The following is a 17,807-nucleotide window of genomic DNA, read 5'->3' on the forward strand; positions in this document are numbered from 1 at the left end:
TATTGTTACATTCCGGTGCCGGCATCTTAAAATATCCTGATAACTTGAGTGTTATGCTTTGCGGGCGGTGCGGTAAAGATACCAGCCCATAAAGGCAAAGAAAGCACATCCCAGTACAAAGTAGCCGCCATGGCCCAGTATACCGGCGAGGCCACTTTCCATATTGAGTTTGGCGAGTATAGCAGCAGAGCTGTCAAACCCGGCGAGTATGGCAATAATGACACCTGCCACAGCGCCTCCGGCAACAAGCCCGGTAGCAAACAGGTTGCCTTTGCCCAGTTCCTCTTCCGCGGCGGAAGTGTGGACATTGTCTTTTTTGTTTTTATGGTCTACCACGCCACGGATAGCGCCACCGATGAAGATCGGTAAAGTAGTGGACAACGGCAGATATGCGCCTACTGCGAAAGAGAGCGAATTGATGCCACACAGTTCCATGGTGATGGCGAGGAAAACACCAACCAGCACGAACTGCCAGTCAAGGTTGAACGACAGGATGCCTTTTGCCAGTGTAGCCATGAGCGTGCCTTGCGGCGCCGGATAATAGGCGCTGCCGATAGCATGTTCAGTAACACCTTTGCTGATCATCTCAGCGGTAGGCTTGTCGAGGAATTTTACGGTCAGCCCGATCACAATAGAAGATACGATCGCGCCGATGAACAGGGCCAGCTGCTGGTACATGGGCGTGGCGCCCACGATATAACCGGATTTCAGGTCCTGTGAAGTGCCGCCGGCATTGGCAGCAGCGATACAGATCATACCGCCTACGACAAGGGCCATAGGCTCAAATACTTTACCGGTCCAGCCTACAGCGATAAACACCAGGCAGGTGCCCATCAGCGTGGCGATGGTCATACCGGAGATAGGATTGTTGGAAGAACCGATAAGGCCTACAATACGGCTGGACACCGTTACGAAGAAGGCGCCGAAGACTACCACCAGCAATCCTACCAGCATTTTTTTGCCGATGGAATCGCCGGGCAGCTGTGGCAGGAAGGCCATCAGGAGGACCAGGGCGATGCTGCCAAACAGCACCACTTTGAGGTTCAGGTCTCTTTCTGTTCTTGGTACGTTTGCCTGGGCGTCGCCACCTTCTTTACGGTCTTTGATAGCGCCGATGCTGCCTTTAAAGGAAGAGATGATGGTGGGGATGGTTTTCAGCAGGGTGATGAAACCACCGGCAGCCACCGCGCCTGCGCCGATCTGGCGTACATAGGCATAATATACAGCGGAGGAATAATCAGCGAAAGTATGGGCCACAGGGTCCCAGTTACCTTGTCCGCCGGGTGTTTGCAGGCTGGCGAGATAACCGATTTTCACCAGTTGGGAGGCGATCACATCGCCTGGCAGCAGGGAGGCCAGCAGCGGAATGAGGGCCAGCCAGGAAAGTACGCCGCCGGCTACCAGTACGCCCGCAATACGGGGGCCGATGATATAACCCACACCCATATACTCCGGGGTGATGTCTGCGCTGATTTTGGCAGAAGGGAAAAACTTGTTGGCTTGTTGGGTCATGTACGCCGGTGTTTCAGCGATTACATGCAATATCTTCTGGAAGATGGCATAGGCGAAGGCGAAGCCGAGGCCATAGAACGCCGTACGGGCAAAGTCGCCTCCTTTCTCCCCGGCAATGAGCACATCGCCACAGGCGGTGCCTTCCGGGTACGGGAGGGTTTTGTGTTCCTTCACGATCAGCGACCGGCGCAGGGGGATCATCATCAGGGTGCCAAGGATACCGCCGAAGATGGCCAGAATGAGGATGGTGAAGTAGTTAAAGAACTGGGCGCCACCGCCATCGCTGAGGAACAGGAAACCCGGCAGGGTGAATACTACGCCGGCAGCAATGGATTCACCGGCGGAACCGGTGGTCTGGATGATATTATTTTCCAGAATGGTGGTGTTGAAAAATTTCCTGCCTAAGGTGATGGCAATTACGGCAATCGGGATAGAAGCGGAAACAGTGAGACCGGCTTTCAGGGCAAGGTATACAGTGGCAGCGCCAAAGATGATCCCGAAGATGCAGCCCAGTAAAATGGATTTGAGGGTAAATTCTTTCATTTGTGTGCCTGGCGGCACAAATGGTTTGAAATTGTTGTCAGCCATATTATAAGGTAAAAGTGTTAAGGGCTGAAATTAACGAATTACGGGGTTACTTACCGCGTATAAAAGGAAGACCGGAACAAATTCTATTGTTCCGGTCTTCCTTTTTATACATAAGAGGTATGTCTGTTATCTTACGCCATGCATCCATTTTTTCAGGAAGCTGCTGGACAGGAACAGGAGTACTGCGGCTCCACCTGGCAGGATCACGAACACCATAAAGAACTCATAGAGGTTATGGATCGTTTGACCGGCGAAGGTTGGATAGTGGGCAGCCAGTTTCAGTTCATGTAATTTCTCCAGTTGTTGGGCAGTGGCGGTGATCGTGCCGTCCAGGATGGCCTGGAGGTCGATGTTGTTTTTGGCCGCCAGTTCAAATTTATCCTGTGTAGGCGGCAGTAAGGCACCCAGTGTACCTGCCAGCGCGTAGCCGGCGGCGTTAGCGAGGAACCATACACCCATCAGCAGGGAGGAGAAGCGGTGTGGCGCCAGTTTGGACACCAGTGACAGGCCTATCGGAGACAAGCAAAGCTCACCGAGGGTATGGAACAGGTACATCACGATCAGCCAGATTACGCCGAGTTTCTGACCAGCGCCCAGGTTTTTCACCTGCAGGGCGATGAGGAAGAAGCCAAATGCCAGCAAAGCCAGCCCGATGGATTGTTTTATCGGGGAGATAGGCTCCAGGTTGCGTTTCTGAAGTTTCATCCACAACCAGCTGAAAGGCAGTGCAAATACGATGATAAAGATAGAGTTGGCGTTTTGTACAAAGCTCGGCGGCATGTCCCATCCAAAGAGGCGACGGTCTGTCTGATAGTCAGCCACGAAGGTGAGGGAAGAACCGGCTTGTTCAAAACAGGCCCAGAAGAAGATAACAAAGAAGGCCACAAAGTAGATTACGAGAATCCGTTGTCTTTCTACTTTGGTAATGCTTTTATCTGTCAGGATCAGCACCGCGAGGCTGATACCAGCAGCATAGATGAAGGGATACAGCCAGGCTTTGATCGGGTTGGGGTCCAGGGACAGGTAGTGGATAATAAAGAACAATGCTACCATGAGGCCCAGTACGCCCATCAGTGCGCCGGTAGAAAACTTGGCTTTGTCAGCTTCGCCTTCAGCCAGGTTGGCGGCAGGCTTGCTGAAATCAGGTTTGCCACCAATCGGTTTGCCATCGGGTGTTACCACATACTTATCCTTCATGAAATAGAACATGACGGAGCCGAGGAACATGGCTAAACCGGCAGCGAGGAAGCCCCATTTGAAGGCGCTTACCATTCTGACGTTGTCTACTTTCACGTCTCCCAGCAGCGGGCAGATCAGCATACCGAGGAATGCACCTACGTTGATGCCCATGTAGAAGATGGTGAAGGCTGCGTCCAGGCGGCTATCATTTTTAGGATACAGCTGGCCTACCATGGAGGAGATATTGGGTTTAAAGAACCCGTTACCGATGATGATCACCAGCAGGGCAGCCCAAACGCACAGTTTGGCTGTTTCCACGCTGCTGGCATAAAGGGTAGCGGCGAGTACCATGAGCAGTTGTCCGATGCCCATTACAAAGCCGCCTAATAAGATACAGTTCCTGTTTCCGAGGTATCGGTCGGAAAGGTAACCGCCAAGCATAGGAGTAAGATAACAAAGACCGAGGAAGCCACCATAGACGTAAGAAGAGTCAGCTTCAGAGAAAGCCAGTGCATTTACCAGGAAGAGGGTCAGCAACGCCCTCATGCCATAAAAGTTAAATCGTTCCCACATTTCCGTGGTAAATAAGACTGCTAGGCCTTTAGGATGCCCTTGTGACGAGGCATCAGCAGGCTTCTGTGCAACAGCTGTTTGCATCATAAATGGTTAGTTTTAGCAATAGTTGTTTTAAGGTTCTGTAAATCTCTAAATGCGGCAATTTAAAGTAAAATAGGTTATCTCGTAAAAAAATGGTGGAAATGGACCGTTTTTGTGCTTTTTTCATCTTTCTTTGCATTTTCTTTCGCACCTGCATTATTAGGCAATTCATATGAACATTTTATTACTAGGTAGTGGTGGCCGGGAACACGCCCTGGCCCGGAAAATGTCCCAAAGTCCACAGTGTGGCCACTTATTTATCGCGCCAGGCAATGCCGGCACATCGCAATGTGGAACGAACGTCGACATGGGCGTGAGTGAATTTGAGAAGATCCGGGCTTTTTGCCTGGACAATGCCATCGACCTGGTAGTACCGGGATCAGAAGAGGCCCTGGTAAATGGTATCTATGATTTCTTTGCCCAGGATGCTGCCCTGCAGCATATTCCGGTGATGGGACCTTCACAGGAGGGCGCCCGTTTGGAGGGTAGCAAGGCTTTCGCCAAACTGTTCATGGAGCGGCACCAGATCCCTACTGCTGCTTACCGGGAATTTAATGCAGACAATTTCGAAGAAGGGGTTGCCTATCTTCAGCAGCATTCCTTACCAATTGTGTTGAAAGCCGATGGGCTGGCTGCCGGTAAAGGCGTGGTGATCACCAGTTCACATGAAGAGGCGGTGGCCGAGTTTGAGCAGATGATCCGTGCCGCCAAATTTGGCGATGCCAGCAAAACCGTAGTGATAGAGCAATTCCTGACCGGTATTGAGTTGTCTGTGTTTGTGCTGACGGACGGCCATTCTTATAAAATACTGCCGGAAGCGAAGGACTACAAACGGATTGGCGAAGGTGACAAAGGCCTGAATACCGGTGGTATGGGAGCAGTATCTCCGGTACCTTTTGCGGATGCAGCTTTCATGAAAAAGGTAGAAGATAAAATAATCCGCCCTACCGTAGCGGGCTTGTCAAAAGAAGCGATCAAATATAACGGATTCATCTTTTTTGGCTTGATTAATGTGGAGGGAGAGCCTTTTGTTATTGAGTACAACTGTCGCATGGGCGACCCGGAAACGGAAGTCGTAATGCCCCGTTTACAAAACGATTTACTGGATCTGTTTACCACGGTATCGAACGGTACACTGGCAGAACAAACCATTTATGCCGATCCGCGTGCAGCCGCCACCGTCATGCTGGTGTCTAAAGGTTATCCGGAAGCATATGAGAAAAACAAGGAGATCAACGGAATACCGGCGCCTACCCAGGATCAGGTAGTATTTCATGCTGGTACGAAACAGTCGGGAGCGCAAGTCGTGAGCAATGGCGGCCGTGTATTGGCCATCACTTCTCTGGCAGCCAGTCTGCCGCTGGCACTGGCTCATTCGGTGCAAACCGCAGAGCAGATTTCGTTTGAAGGCAAAACGTATCGTCGGGACATCGGTTACGAATTCATTTAGGCATTGGATTATTTTTTTATTTAGGGGTTTTCTCTGTGGAGACATGCTTTCTAAATGATCAAATAACTAAATATTAAAATGGTAAAATAATCGTGTCGGGTTGCCGTTTAAACAACAAATAACTTTTTTTAATATTTAGCCGTATTATTGCAAGAATATCCACTTTTTGCATCGTATATTCGTTAGAATTATTCATTTTTGCATTCTAATTTTTGACCGTATCAACAATGGGATTTTTTAATTTTTTAACGCAGGAAATCGCGATTGATCTGGGTACAGCGAACACGCTGATAATACATAATGACCAAGTGGTTGTGGACGAGCCTTCCATTGTAGCGATAGAACGGGCTAGCGGTAAAATTGTGGCAGTCGGTAAGAAGGCCATGATGATGCACGAAAAAACACACGAATATCTTCGAACGATACGTCCCCTGAAGGATGGTGTGATCGCGGACTTTAATGCCGCTGAGGGTATGCTCAGGGAACTGATAAAAATGGTTTATCCTAAAAAGCCACTGTTTGCTCCCAGCTGGCGTATGGTGATCTGTATCCCTTCCAGCATTACTGAAGTGGAGAAGAGAGCGGTACGTGACTCTGCTGAGCAGGCGGGCGCCAAGGAAGTGTACTTGCTGCACGAACCAATGGCCGCTGCCCTGGGTATCGGTATCGACGTGGAAGAACCGGTAGGTAACATGATCATCGATATCGGAGGTGGTACCACCGGTATTTCTGTGATCGCCCTGGCTGGTATTGTGTGCGACCAGAGTATCCGTATTGCCGGTGATGAGTTCACCGCAGACATTATGGAGGCGCTGCGCCGCTACCATAGCCTGTTGATCGGTGAAAGGACCGCTGAACAGATCAAAATCCATATCGGATCAGCCCTGAAAGAACTGGACAACCCACCGGATGATATCCCGGTTAACGGTCGTGACCTGGTGACAGGTATCCCTAAGCAGATCATGGTATCTTACCAGGAGATTGCCGAGGCACTGGACAAATCTATCTTTAAAATCGAAGAAGCCATCCTGAAAGCGCTGGAAACAACGCCTCCGGAGCTGGCATCAGATATTTACCGCAGAGGCTTGTACCTGACCGGTGGCGGTGCGCTGCTGCGTGGCCTGGACAAACGCCTTGCCCAGAAAATCAAACTGCCGGTTCATGTAGCAGACGATCCGCTGCGCGCCGTGGTAAGAGGTACTGGCATCGCTTTGAAACATGTGGGTAAATATCCGTTCCTGATGCAATAAACCTATTTAGGTATTTAGAGATTTGGTTATTTAGAGATCTTTCTTTCAGAGAAATCTCTAAATAACCAAATCTCTAAATAATAAAATCTCTAAATGACTCGCGCTTGTGCGGAATTTAATCATTTTCTTTAGGCGATATTTCAACTTCTTCTTATTTCTGCTGCTGGAAGTGATTTGTATTGTGTTGGTATTCCAGAACAATAACCTCCAGCGATCTGCCTACCTTAACTCCGCCAATGATATTAGTGGGAAGATGTACGACAAATACAACAACGTACAATACTACTTTCACCTGAAAGCTACCAACGACAGCCTGGTAGCGGAAAATACCCGCCTGCACAATGCCATTCGCACCAGCTTTGATTCTGTGGTGACAGGTACCGGCCTCAAAATAGATACGATCCGCCAATACAGCGACGATACCCTTCACCGGGTGATCGGTACCCAGATCCGCCGCTATAAATACTTTGAGGCTAAGGTGATCAATAACTCCGTTAACAAGCCCATCAACTACCTGACAATCCACCGCGGCAGCCTGCAGGGTATCCGTCCCAATATGGGCGTGATCAGCAGCAGCGGCGTGGTAGGCGTGGTAAGAAGCGTGAGCGATAACTATGCAGTAGTGCTTTCCATGCTCTCCAAATCCAACTCCGTGTCCATCAGCGCCAGGCTGGGCCAGGGCAAGGAAATGGGATCGGTGCACTGGGACGGCGACAATGCCACCTATGCCCAGTTAAAGGACATTCCGAAGAGCGCTAAAGTACATAAAGGGGACACGGTGGTTACCAGCGGCTTTTCAGCGCTGTTTCCCGAAAACATTCCCATTGGCTACGTAGATACGGTGATGCTGTCGGATAAAGCCGGCACTTCTTTTAATATCCGTTTGAGACTGGCCACGAATTTCTATAACGTGCAATATGTGTATGTGATAGAAAATCTGCTGAAAGATGAACAACAAAGACTAGAAGACTCAACTTACAAGTTGATTAAATGAGTATACTGTTAAGAAATATTATCCGGTTTGCATTCCTGTTGCTGATACAGGTGTTTGTGCTCAACAAGATACTGATCCACCAGCTGGTGAGCCCTTATCTGTACATGCTCTTCATCCTGGCGCTGCCTTTTAACCTGCCGCGCCCGGTGGTGATGTTGCTTGGATTCCTGATGGGTATCTCCCTCGATATGTTTTCCAACACCATGGGGATACATGCGGCTGCCTGCGTATTCGTCGCTTACCTGCGACCGTTTATAATCAATGTCCTGTCGCCCCAGGGCGGCTTTGAAACAACCCAGAAAACGCCGTCCATGACCAGTATGGGCGTTTCGCAGTTTCTGATCTATGCAGCGGTGCTGGTATTTCTGCATCATGTGGTCTTTTTTACCCTGGAAGTTTTCGGCTTCGGCAACCCATTGTACCTGATGCTGAAAATCCTCCTTTCTACTGCTGCCAGCCTTATTTTGATCGTTTTATACGAATTGCTATTTTTCACAAAGAAATAGCAGTCTGCAATAAGCGTTTGCCAAATATTACTATTAAATTACATCAGAAAAAGGGAAGTTGTCAGCAGTTAATGCCAGCAACAAGCATTTAAAAATTTATCCGTCCTCAATAGCATGTCAGTTTTTAATCAGCCCAGAAAAAGAGTTATACAGGCGATTATACTTGGGATGGTGGTGCTGATCATTACCAGGTTATTTTTCCTGCAGATCGTGGAGAAGAAGTACGCGAAGCTGGCGGATGCCAACGCCGTACTCAGAAAGGTGGTGTATCCCAGCCGTGGTATTATCTACGACCGGCAGAACAGGGCTATCCTCAGTAATGACGTACTTTACGACCTGGTGGTAACACCCGCCAGTGCCAAAAACATTGACACTGCCTATCTCTGTAAGATATTAAACATCGATAAGGAAGAATTCCGGAAACGTATTATCAACGCGATCGTCAGAAACGGCCGCGTAAGACAATCGGTTTTTGCGGCGCTGCTGCCGGCTGAAGTATTCGGCCAGCTACAGGAAAGTATGTACCTCTTCCAGCCCGGATTTGAACTGGTGCCCCGTCAGATACGCTCCTATCCTTATGCAGCAGCGGCCAATATCCTGGGGTATATCGGGGAGATTTCACCGGAACGCCTCAAAGACACTACTTATTCTTCCTACAACTCCGGTGATTACCTCGGCCTGGCCGGTCTTGAAAGGACCTATGAAGCAGTGCTCATGGGCACACGCGGTATACAGTACCTCGTGAAAGATAACCTGAACAGGCCGCAAGGAGCTTATGAAAACGGTGAATTCGACAGCGCTGCTATTGCCGGCAAAAACCTGCGCCTGTCGCTCGATATTGAACTGCAGCAGTTCGGAGAAAAACTCATGAAAGGCAAAATGGGCAGTATCGTGGCCATCGATCCGCAAACAGGCGGTATCCTGGCGATGGTCAGCGCTCCTACTTTCGACCCTAACCTGCTCACCGGTTCTTACCGCAGTACCAACTCGGTGCTGCTGAACCGTGATACGACCAAACCTACCTTCAACCGTGCCATTCAGGCTACTTATCCGCCAGGGTCTACCTTCAAGCCGATGATTGCGCTGGTAGGGCTGGATGAAGGCGTGATCACGCCCAGCTTTGGTTATCCGTGTGGTGGCGCGTACTACGGTTGTAGCAGGCCCATCAAGTGTGAGCACCATGATGCCGGCCACGCTGCTAATCTGCGCCTGGCGCTCTCCCACTCCTGTAACTCCTACTTTTCGCATGTATACCGGCTCTGCGTGGATGCCAGCAAATTTGGCGGCATTCGTGCAGGAGGGCTCCAGAAATGGTCTGACTATATGAACAGCTTCGGCTTCGGTCACCGTATTGGTGTGGACGTGCCTAGTGAGGCCCGTGGTATTGTGCCTACGCCAGCGTTCTATGATAAGATGTATAAAGGCAGCTGGAACTCCTGTACCTCCGTGTTCCTCGGTATTGGTCAGGGTGAGCTGACGCTGACGCCGCTACAGATGGCCAACGCCATGTGTATTGTGGCCAACCGTGGTTCCTATTACATCCCGCACTTTGTAAAAAGCATTGACAACGACGATACCCACTTACTCGATAAATACAAGGAAAAACACGTGGTGGCCCATATCTCTGATACTGCCTACAGCGCTGTAATCCATGGTATGACAGACGTGGTGGAAAGCGGTACCGGCCGCGTGGCCCAGATTGAAGGGATCACCATCGGTGGTAAAACCGGTACGGCGGAAAACTATGGTATCGTTGACGGTAAACGGACCAAGCTGAAAAACCACGCTGCGTTTGTGGCGTTCGCTCCGGCTGAAAACGCCCGTATAGCCGTCGCCGTTATTGTGGAGAACTCCGGCTTCGGCGCCCGTTATGCAGCGCCTATCGCCAGTCTCATGATGGAGAAATACCTGAAGGACTCCATCTCCACCAAAAGACAGGCCCTGATGAAAACCGTAATGGAAACGGTAACACTGGACCCGGCCATGGTGGCTAAATCTAAACTGGACTCGCTGAACAATAGCGCCATTATCAAGAAAAACGGAACTAAATAACTAACAACGAAATAAACATACGAAACTGCTCATGAACCGCTCGCAAGCCAAACTGACACAAGGGATTGACTGGCCAATTGTAGGCCTGTACCTGGCGCTGGTGATCATCGGCATCATGTCCATCTTTGCTGCGGAATACCGGGGCGATGATAATGTCTGGCAGAATATCATCCACCTGAATAAAAACTATTCGCGCCAGATGATGTGGTTTGGCATATCGCTGGTACTGGCGTCGGTTATCTGGCTGACGGACAGTAAGTTCTTCACAGCCACCTCCAACCTGTTGTACGCCGGCGGTTTGTTATTGCTGCTATTGGTATTGGGCATTGGTAAGGATGTAAAAGGATCTCACTCATGGCTGGTGATCGGCGGTTTCCAGTTTCAACCGGCGGAGCTGACGAAACTCTGTACCAACCTCGCTTTGGCCAAATACTTATCCTCGCAGGAGACGGACTTCACCAAGTTGCGGTCGCGGCTGATCGCCGCTGCCATTGCGCTGATTCCTGCGGGCATCATCATTTTGCAGGATGAAACGGGTCTGGCGCTGGTGTACTTCTCCTTTTTCCTCGTGATGTTCAGAGAAGGGTTGCCTGGTATCCTGCTGGTGATCGCCTTTTCCGGTATCGTGCTGGTATTGTCTGCCCTGTTGGTGGACAAGTATGTGTTGTTTACCATCTTCTCCGTGATTACCGCGCTGGTCATCTATTTCATGCGACGGGAAATCAAACGAAAGAGGTCGCGTTTGCTTGTTATCATTGGTGTATATGCCTTCTGCTCCGTATTCGTCATGTTTGTTGTGCCATTTGCTTTTACCAAGGTGTTGAAAGACTATCAGGTGCGTCGTATTGAGGTAATGCTGGGCAAGGAAAATGATCCCAAGGCGACTTACAATACCCGGCAGAGTATGATCGCTATTGGATCCGGAGGTTTTTGGGGCAAAGGGTACCTGAAAGGGACGCAGACCCGCTTTGACTTCGTACCGGAACAGAGTACTGACTTTATCTTCTGTACCGTTGGGGAAGACTTCGGCTTCTTAGGCAGTGTGATCTTCCTGGGGCTATATGTAGCGTTGCTTTTCCGGATCATCTTTGTGGCAGAGCGACAGCGATCGACCTACTCGCGCGTATATGCCTATGGGGTAGCCAGTATAATCTTCTTCCACCTTGCCATCAATATATCGATGACCATTGGTTTAGCGCCGGTGATTGGTATCCCGTTGCCATTGGTGAGCTATGGTGGTTCCTCCCTGATGACCTTTACCATGCTGATATTTATTATGCTGCGGCTGGATGCCGACAGACAGATGGTGTTGCGGTAACCAGGGCTGCAACCTAATGGTGAATGGGCTATCTTTGCATCATGGCACGAATTATTCCATTATCAGAAGGTTCATTTACGGTAGATGCTACCAAACGGTTTTCTCCATTCAGACTGGGCACAGATAAGCTACAGGACCGTCCGCACGGCTCCCTGTTGGTAGAGATACAGCCTTTTCTCGTGATTACCGACCGTGACTATATATTATTTGACACCGGGCTTGGTTTCCGTAACGAAGACGGTGTATTGCAGATCCATCAGCACCTGATAGACCATGGCATAAACCCTATGGAAATCACCAAGGTGTTAATGAGCCACCTGCACAAAGACCACTCCGGGGGCGTATCTGCAGCCGATCCTATCACCGGCGAGCGCACCCTCACTTTTCCCAACGCCACTTATTATGTAAATAATGAAGAGATGTTGTATGCCATGGAGCATGCCGGCAAATCATATCTGGCCGAAGACATCGTGCTGTTGCAACAACGCGATAACGTGGTGTTTACGACCGGTAACGGTACTATAGACGGTTATATACATTATGAATTGACGGGTGGCCATTGTCCTTATCATCAGGTATTTCTGGTAGATGACGGGGAAGACAAAGTCTTTTTCGGCGGGGACGTGGCACCGCAGATTTCTCAGATGAAGAGCCGTTTTGTAGCCAAATATGACTATGATGGCAAACGCAGTATGGAGCTGCGGCAGGAGTTTATGGAGCGTGGTAAGCAGGAAGGATGGACTTTCCTTTTCTATCATGATACCAAAGAACCATTTGCCAAATTCTGATAAAGGAACAGGAGCAAGCAAACACCTATGTACACCTTGTATGATCGCTTCACACTAAGAGGGCAACACCATATCAGGACATGGGAGCAGCAAGGCCAGAGCTGGGCTGCTTATAGCAATTACCGGCAACCGGCTGCTCATGGCTTGTACATACCACAGGCGGTGCTCAACCTGGTGGTACGTGGTGAGAAGAGAATATACGACGGCTTGCGGGCACATCACCTGCGGGCCGGCGATGTGTTTCTGATACCGTCGGGCAGCGTGCTTTGCTCGGAGATATTACGGCCATCGGAAGATTATGCCAGTATTAATTTCTTTCTGCCGCCGGACCTACTGGCAACACATTACGCCTGCGCAGGTACCAGCAAACACATGGCAGGATCTACCCTGACACTTTCCCCTTCTTCTCAATGGCAGCAGCTGACGCAGGCATTGCTGCGTGATTTCCGGGAAGACGGGGCCATGCCAGCCTATGAGAACATGATGGACCGGGTGTTGCATTTACTGCAACAGGAAACCATCACCGTAAAGCAGGCACTGGCCGGAAGACCGTCTGCACCGATGCAACGGATGATGGCACGATTGCATAAAGGCATTCATGAAGTTCGGTTACTGGAAGAAGTAGCGGCCATGGGAAATATGAGTCTGGCCACCCTGAAGCGGCGTTTCCGCGAAACCTACCAATGCAGTCCTATGCAATGGATATGGACCAAGCGGTTACAAATGTCGGCATTGTTATTACGCACGACCGAACAACCTATCCCGGAGATTGCCTATAGCACTGGATTTGAAGACCTCTCTCATTTTTACCGGCAGTTCCGCAGATGTTTTGGGGTGACGCCTGTACAATGGCGCCGCGGGGAAATTGAGCTTTCCAGCCAATAACCCCGGTAACAAAAGCCCTACCTTGTCATTTCAAAAAAAGTGATTATAATGGAAAACATGACCTCCTTTGGGAATGCCTGGGTGGCAGCCTGGAACAGCCATAACCTCGACGAAGTGATGTCGCACTATTCACCGGACATTACCTTTTACTCTCCCTTTATCCAGAAGATCAACAATGATCCGGAAGGTTGTATCCGTGGCATTGATAACCTGCGCGCTTATTTCAGCAGGGCATTGACTGCTTATCCGGACCTGCATTTTGAATTGTATCATATACTGGAAGGTGTAAATTCTGTTGTGCTGTATTATAAGAGCGTCAACAATTTACTGAGTACAGAGATGATGGTACTGAAAGATGGCAAGGTGGTGGAAGTAAGAGCGCACTACAAAGCACAATAAAATCTGTATAGGTTAGTATAACAAAAAGGGAGATCAACATGATCTCCCTTTTTGTTATACTGTTTAAGGTCTTTTTCTGAAATTCCCGCCCTGATTGATTCTGTTGAGGCGTTGATTATTCAGGTGATTCAACATAATGGTCCGGAATTCGCGTTCACTTTTGAAAACTGCGCCGGCTTTGCGGGCGGGCAGTACGCGTTGAAATTCGTTGGTATATCTTGACCTGATATCGTACATTCTTTTTTCGTAGCCGAGGTCATTGTCCATATTTCTTTTGGCAATATCATCGGCGTCGCCGGGGAGTGTTCTGTCCTGTTGTCTTCTGTTATGACGTTCGGCGATGAGCGTTTCCACTTCTTTTGTATAGTTCTTATATACCGGCCAGAACTTCTCTGCTTCATCAGCGGAGAGGTTTAATTTCTGGGAGAGGTACTGCATCTGAAGGTTTTTTATTTTTTCAGCTGCGTCGTCAGATGTGGGCTTTTGTGCCTGGGTTATGGCACTGGTCAACATAAGCAGGACAATCCCTATTATTTTAAAATTAAAGCGTTTCATGCATCACTACTGGTTAGGTAATACCTCTTTGGAAAACGATGATTGTTGCAGGTATTGTTCAATGGCAGCGGGCGGAATCCCATCATTCAGTTGTTGTTGCAGGGCTTCCGGAGCTGACACGTCGGCAAAGCCGGCAAAGATAGCATCGTTGTCAAAAGCATCAGTATGGTTTTGGAGATAGTATTCAATATCCTGGTTGTCGATCCTTTCCAGTTGTTTTTCCACATTAAAGCTGCCATCCCGTTGCAGGAAGAGCAGGGCCGTGGTTCCGGCGAAAGTGATTAAACAGGCGGCAACGGCATATCTCAGCCATTTTTTGACCGGATTCCGGGTTACAACGCGCAGCGGTGGCGTAACAGGAACCGGCGGGAGTGCAGTGAGAGAGCCGAAGTATCCTGTGGGTACGGTAAAGGGAACCTGTTTGGGTATGGCCGCAAGCAGAGGGGATAACGCCTCCAGTTCGGCTATGACAGGGTTTTCCTCCGCAGCATGTATCCGTTGGAGGATGGCTTGTGGGAGCTCCTCAAAATATCCGGTGGGTACTGTAAAAGGAATATCGGGTGTAAGTACGCCCGTGTGGTTGGGTTGCAGTAAATGAACCTGTTGCAGCACTGCATCCGGTAACCGGTCAAAGTAACCAGCCGGCACCGTAAAAGGTGCGTCAGCGGGCCAGTTGACATCCGGCACCAGTTGTTTTAATTCATTGCTGATATGTTCGTGCTTGTTCATATACAATTTTTAGACACATCACTGCTTCAATAGTTTAATGAGATTTTAATCTTTTGCCAAAAAACTTTAAAGACAGCTTAAAATCGGGAGATGCAGCTGATTATATGTCCGTTCCTTTGATAAAATCCTCGATTTTTTTGACTGCATGGTGGTACGACGCTTTCAGGGCTCCTTCTGAGGTGTCCAATACCCTGCTCATTTCTTCGTAGGGCATTTCGTCGTAATATCTTAGGTTAAATACAATTCTTTGTTTTTCAGGTAATTGTAATATCGCTTGTTGTAATTTCCATTCCAGTCTATTCGCATCAAACTGGGTATCTGCCTTTAGTTTGTTGCTAAGACCGTCTTCCACGTCAGAGAGGGAGACGGCAAATTTTCGTTTTTGTTGTTCCAGGAAGGTCAGGCATTCGTTGGTGGCTATTTTATACAGCCATGTAAACAACTGGGCATCTTCCCGGAAGTTCTCCAGGTTTTTCCAGACTTTGATGAAAACGTTTTGCAGCACATCATTAGCGTCGTCATGTGAAATGACCAGTCGCCTGATATGCCAGTAAAGTCTTTCCTGGTACTTGCGGATGATCAGGGTAAAGCCCTGTTCACGGGTTTCGGGTATCCGGTATAGCGCCAGTAATGTTTTATCGTCCTGTGTAACGGCCATAGGTTAAATGGTTCTTGGACAGGTTTTATTTTCCTGAATATAAAGAAAAATCTTGCTGTCAGGTACTTTAATGATGGTATAAAGTATTGTTTCTTCTATGATATGCAGAAAATGTAAAAGTTTAACGGGGGTATCAGGTATTTGTGAGGTTTGATAGCATTTTCAACATCGTAGCCCTGGGGACATAAAAACAGCCCATGAACATTGGTCCATGGGCTGCAATGAATTTATTCGGGTGCATTATTGTTTCTTTCTCTGCATGGCTTTTTCAGCGGCAGCTACAATATGGTCTGCGTCGAGGCCATATTTTTTCAGCAGTTCCACTGGTTTGCCGCTTTCGCCGAACGTATCGTTGGTGCCTACGTATTCGATGGGCACGGGGATATGGCGGGCAGCCACCTGAGCGATGCTGTCGCCGAGACCGCCGAGCACGTTATGTTCTTCGGCAGTTACTGCACAGCGTGTTTTGCTGAGGGATTTGATGACTGCTTCTTCGTCCAGCGGTTTGATGGTGTGGATGTTGATGATTTCCACGCTGTAGCCTTTTTCTTCCAGTATTTTACCGGCTTCAACGGCGATCCATACGAGGTGGCCGCAGGCGAAGAGAGTTACATCAGTACCTTCATGGAGGATTTGTGCTTTACCGATCTGGAAGTCCTGGTTTTCCGCGGTGAAGTTAGGCCATTTAGGACGGCCGAAGCGGAGATATACCGGTCCTTCGTGCTCTGCGATCGCGATGGTAGCGGCTTTGGTTTGATTGAAATCGCAAGGCACGATCACGGTCATGCCGGGCAGCATTTTCATCATACCGATATCTTCGAGTATCTGGTGGGTAGCGCCGTCTTCACCGAGGGTGAGGCCTGCGTGGGAGGCGCATATTTTCACGTTTTTATTGGAATAGGCCACAGACTGGCGGATCTGGTCATATACCCTGCCGGTGGAGAAGTTGGCGAAAGTGGTGGTATATGGTATTTTTCCACCGATGGTCATACCGGCAGCGATGCCGATCATATTGGCTTCGGCGATACCTACCTGTACGAAGCGGTCGGGGAATTCTTTCACAAAAGCATTCAGCTTCATGGAGCCGAGCAGGTCGGCAGTCAGTGCAACTACATTTGGGTTTTTGCGGCCCACTTCCAGGATGCCCTCACCGAATCCGGCGCGGGTTTCTTTTTCGTTCAGCGGTTGAATATCTTTTACCATTGCGGTCTTTTTAAAATTGAGGCGTAAATGTAAACATTTAATATCAAGAAGTTAGTTGCTCAGCACTTTATTGCGGAGGCTTACTTCCCACTGCCATGCTGTGCGCATACAGTCTTCTATACCAATTTCCGGTGTCCAGCCGAGTTTTTCTTTGGCGCGGGTGTTATTGGCGTAGATTTCGATCACGTCACCGGGGCGGCGTGGGCCAGTGGTGTAGTTGAGTTTTACACCGGATATTTTTTCAAAAGCTTTAATGGCTTCCAGTACGGTGACGCCGTTACCGGTGCCGAGGTTAAAGACTTCGCAGTTGGAGGTATTTTTATGGTCAATCAGATACTGTAGTGCTTTCGTATGCGCGTTGGCGATATCCGTTACGTGGATATAGTCCCTTACGCAGGATCCATCGCGGGTATCGTAATCGGCGCCGTATACGGTCAGTTTCGGGATTTTACCGATAGCCGTTTGTGTGATCACCGGTACCAGGTTGTCTGGTTTGCCGAGGGGCAATTCACCGATGAGGCCGGACGGGTGGGCACCTACGGGATTGAAATAGCGCAGCAGGATGGACTGGGTATTGTTTACCCGGCTATAATCCTCGATGATCTGTTCTCCCATTTGTTTGGTGCGTGCATAAGGGGATTGTGCTTCGCCCAGTGGTGTTTCTTCTACTACCGGCAACGCGTTGGTGTTACCATATACAGAGCAGGAAGAGGAGAATACGAAATTGGGGATATTAAATTCCTTGATGCATTTCAGCACATTGATGAGAGAGGTGAGGTTGTTATGAAAGTACATCAGTGGATCTGCTACCGATTCAGGGACAGTTTTGAGGGCTGCGAAATGGATCACGCCCACGATGTCTCTGTTTTCATGGAATACAGCATGGGTATCTTCCAGGTTACAAAGGTCCACCTTGTAATTACGTACTTTTTTGCCGGTAATTTTTTCCACGCCATCCAACAACTGTGTGGTACTTTTGATGTTGCTGTCAACAGAGACCACGTCGAAGCCATGATTGATTAAATCTACAATAGTATGGGAGCCAATATAGCCACAACCACCCGTAACAAGAACCTTCATGATA

At 49.1% G+C, this 17,807-nt stretch carries 16 protein-coding genes; 9 read left to right on the forward strand and 7 right to left on the reverse strand.

From position 1 onward, the window contains the following. Positions 1-51: 51 nt before the first annotated feature. Together HHL17_RS05695 and HHL17_RS05700 are read right to left on the reverse strand one after the other, a co-directional pair. A complete protein-coding gene (locus tag HHL17_RS05695; RefSeq protein ID WP_169223796.1) occupies positions 52-2,100 on the reverse strand; it encodes an OPT family oligopeptide transporter in 2,049 nt (682 codons plus the stop codon). A gap of 126 nt (positions 2,101-2,226) precedes the next feature. Then, positions 2,227-3,939: a peptide MFS transporter gene (locus HHL17_RS05700; RefSeq protein WP_169223797.1), complete on the reverse strand. Its 1,713-nt coding sequence runs from the start codon at positions 3,937-3,939 to the stop codon at positions 2,227-2,229. Positions 3,940-4,108: 169 nt separating this feature from the next. Here HHL17_RS05700 and purD point away from each other — a divergent pair, with 169 nt between their 5' ends. The 9 genes from purD to HHL17_RS05745 all read left to right on the forward strand — a co-directional run bounded on the left by purD (position 4,109) and on the right by HHL17_RS05745 (position 13,578). Then, a complete protein-coding gene (gene purD, locus HHL17_RS05705) occupies positions 4,109-5,386 on the forward strand; it encodes a phosphoribosylamine--glycine ligase (RefSeq protein ID WP_169223798.1) in 1,278 nt (425 codons plus the stop codon). Positions 5,387-5,613: 227 nt separating this feature from the next. Continuing rightward, entirely contained in the window at positions 5,614-6,636 is a 1,023-nt protein-coding gene (locus tag HHL17_RS05710) for a rod shape-determining protein (protein ID WP_078669179.1), read from the forward strand. Between the two features lie 106 nt (positions 6,637-6,742). Beyond that, positions 6,743-7,630 carry a rod shape-determining protein MreC gene (gene mreC, locus HHL17_RS05715; RefSeq protein ID WP_169223799.1) on the forward strand — a complete coding sequence of 296 codons (888 nt, stop codon included), beginning with the start codon at positions 6,743-6,745 and terminating at the stop codon, positions 7,628-7,630. Continuing rightward, the gene (gene mreD, locus HHL17_RS05720) at positions 7,627-8,136 is read left to right on the forward strand and encodes a rod shape-determining protein MreD (protein WP_169223800.1); all 510 of its coding nucleotides are present in this window, start codon (positions 7,627-7,629) and stop codon (positions 8,134-8,136) included. The genes mreC and mreD overlap by 4 nt, the downstream gene beginning before the upstream one ends. Before the next feature lie 114 nt (positions 8,137-8,250). Then, on the forward strand, positions 8,251-10,188 hold the full coding sequence (mrdA, locus tag HHL17_RS05725) for a penicillin-binding protein 2 (protein ID WP_169223801.1): 1,938 nt from the start codon (positions 8,251-8,253) through the stop codon (positions 10,186-10,188). Between the two features lie 31 nt (positions 10,189-10,219). After that, a complete protein-coding gene (gene rodA / locus HHL17_RS05730; protein ID WP_169223802.1) occupies positions 10,220-11,506 on the forward strand; it encodes a rod shape-determining protein RodA in 1,287 nt (428 codons plus the stop codon). Between the two features lie 41 nt (positions 11,507-11,547). Further along, positions 11,548-12,294 carry an MBL fold metallo-hydrolase gene (locus HHL17_RS05735; protein WP_169223803.1) on the forward strand — a complete coding sequence of 249 codons (747 nt, stop codon included), beginning with the start codon at positions 11,548-11,550 and terminating at the stop codon, positions 12,292-12,294. Positions 12,295-12,321: 27 nt separating this feature from the next. Next, on the forward strand, positions 12,322-13,179 hold the full coding sequence (locus HHL17_RS05740) for a helix-turn-helix transcriptional regulator (protein ID WP_169223804.1): 858 nt from the start codon (positions 12,322-12,324) through the stop codon (positions 13,177-13,179). Positions 13,180-13,227: 48 nt separating this feature from the next. Next, positions 13,228-13,578, forward strand: a complete 351-nt coding sequence (locus HHL17_RS05745) for a nuclear transport factor 2 family protein (RefSeq protein ID WP_240975099.1) — start codon at positions 13,228-13,230, stop codon at positions 13,576-13,578. 63 nt (positions 13,579-13,641) lie between these two features. Here the strand turns inward: HHL17_RS05745 and HHL17_RS05750 are convergent, their stop codons facing one another. The 5 genes from HHL17_RS05750 to galE all read right to left on the reverse strand — a co-directional run bounded on the left by HHL17_RS05750 (position 13,642) and on the right by galE (position 17,803). Further along, positions 13,642-14,016 carry a hypothetical protein gene (locus tag HHL17_RS05750; protein ID WP_169223805.1) on the reverse strand — a complete coding sequence of 125 codons (375 nt, stop codon included), beginning with the start codon at positions 14,014-14,016 and terminating at the stop codon, positions 13,642-13,644. 123 nt (positions 14,017-14,139) lie between these two features. Further along, positions 14,140-14,862 (reverse strand): hypothetical protein, encoded by a 723-nt coding sequence (locus tag HHL17_RS05755; protein ID WP_169223806.1) that lies wholly within the window; start codon positions 14,860-14,862, stop codon positions 14,140-14,142. 100 nt (positions 14,863-14,962) lie between these two features. Beyond that, positions 14,963-15,520, reverse strand: a complete 558-nt coding sequence (locus HHL17_RS05760) for an RNA polymerase sigma factor (protein ID WP_169223807.1) — start codon at positions 15,518-15,520, stop codon at positions 14,963-14,965. Positions 15,521-15,760: 240 nt separating this feature from the next. Beyond that, complete coding sequence (locus HHL17_RS05765; RefSeq protein WP_169223808.1) at positions 15,761-16,723, reverse strand: transketolase family protein; 963 nt, start codon at positions 16,721-16,723, stop codon at positions 15,761-15,763. Between the two features lie 51 nt (positions 16,724-16,774). Next, positions 16,775-17,803, reverse strand: a complete 1,029-nt coding sequence (galE, locus tag HHL17_RS05770; protein WP_169223809.1) for a UDP-glucose 4-epimerase GalE — start codon at positions 17,801-17,803, stop codon at positions 16,775-16,777. Positions 17,804-17,807: the final 4 nt, after the last annotated feature.

This window comes from Chitinophaga fulva, assembly GCF_012927205.1.
Taxonomy (GTDB): Bacteria; Bacteroidota; Bacteroidia; order Chitinophagales; family Chitinophagaceae; genus Chitinophaga; species Chitinophaga fulva.

Bases quoted from the DNA above. Each gene is read 5' to 3' on its own strand.
- HHL17_RS05695 (WP_169223796.1), bottom strand. From the start codon at position 2,100: ATGGCTGACAACAATTTCAAACCATTTGTGCCGCCAGGCACACAAATG.
- HHL17_RS05700 (WP_169223797.1), bottom strand. From the start codon at position 3,939: ATGATGCAAACAGCTGTTGCACAGAAGCCTGCTGATGCCTCGTCACAA.
- purD (WP_169223798.1), top strand. From the start codon at position 4,109: ATGAACATTTTATTACTAGGTAGTGGTGGCCGGGAACACGCCCTGGCC.
- HHL17_RS05710 (WP_078669179.1), top strand. From the start codon at position 5,614: ATGGGATTTTTTAATTTTTTAACGCAGGAAATCGCGATTGATCTGGGT.
- mreD (WP_169223800.1), top strand. From the start codon at position 7,627: ATGAGTATACTGTTAAGAAATATTATCCGGTTTGCATTCCTGTTGCTG.
- mrdA (WP_169223801.1), top strand. From the start codon at position 8,251: ATGTCAGTTTTTAATCAGCCCAGAAAAAGAGTTATACAGGCGATTATA.
- rodA (WP_169223802.1), top strand. From the start codon at position 10,220: ATGAACCGCTCGCAAGCCAAACTGACACAAGGGATTGACTGGCCAATT.
- HHL17_RS05735 (WP_169223803.1), top strand. From the start codon at position 11,548: ATGGCACGAATTATTCCATTATCAGAAGGTTCATTTACGGTAGATGCT.
- HHL17_RS05740 (WP_169223804.1), top strand. From the start codon at position 12,322: ATGTACACCTTGTATGATCGCTTCACACTAAGAGGGCAACACCATATC.
- HHL17_RS05745 (WP_240975099.1), top strand. From the start codon at position 13,228: ATGGAAAACATGACCTCCTTTGGGAATGCCTGGGTGGCAGCCTGGAAC.
- HHL17_RS05750 (WP_169223805.1), bottom strand. From the start codon at position 14,016: ATGCAGTACCTCTCCCAGAAATTAAACCTCTCCGCTGATGAAGCAGAG.
- HHL17_RS05755 (WP_169223806.1), bottom strand. From the start codon at position 14,862: ATGAACAAGCACGAACATATCAGCAATGAATTAAAACAACTGGTGCCG.
- HHL17_RS05760 (WP_169223807.1), bottom strand. From the start codon at position 15,520: ATGGCCGTTACACAGGACGATAAAACATTACTGGCGCTATACCGGATA.
- HHL17_RS05765 (WP_169223808.1), bottom strand. From the start codon at position 16,723: ATGGTAAAAGATATTCAACCGCTGAACGAAAAAGAAACCCGCGCCGGA.
- galE (WP_169223809.1), bottom strand. From the start codon at position 17,803: ATGAAGGTTCTTGTTACGGGTGGTTGTGGCTATATTGGCTCCCATACT.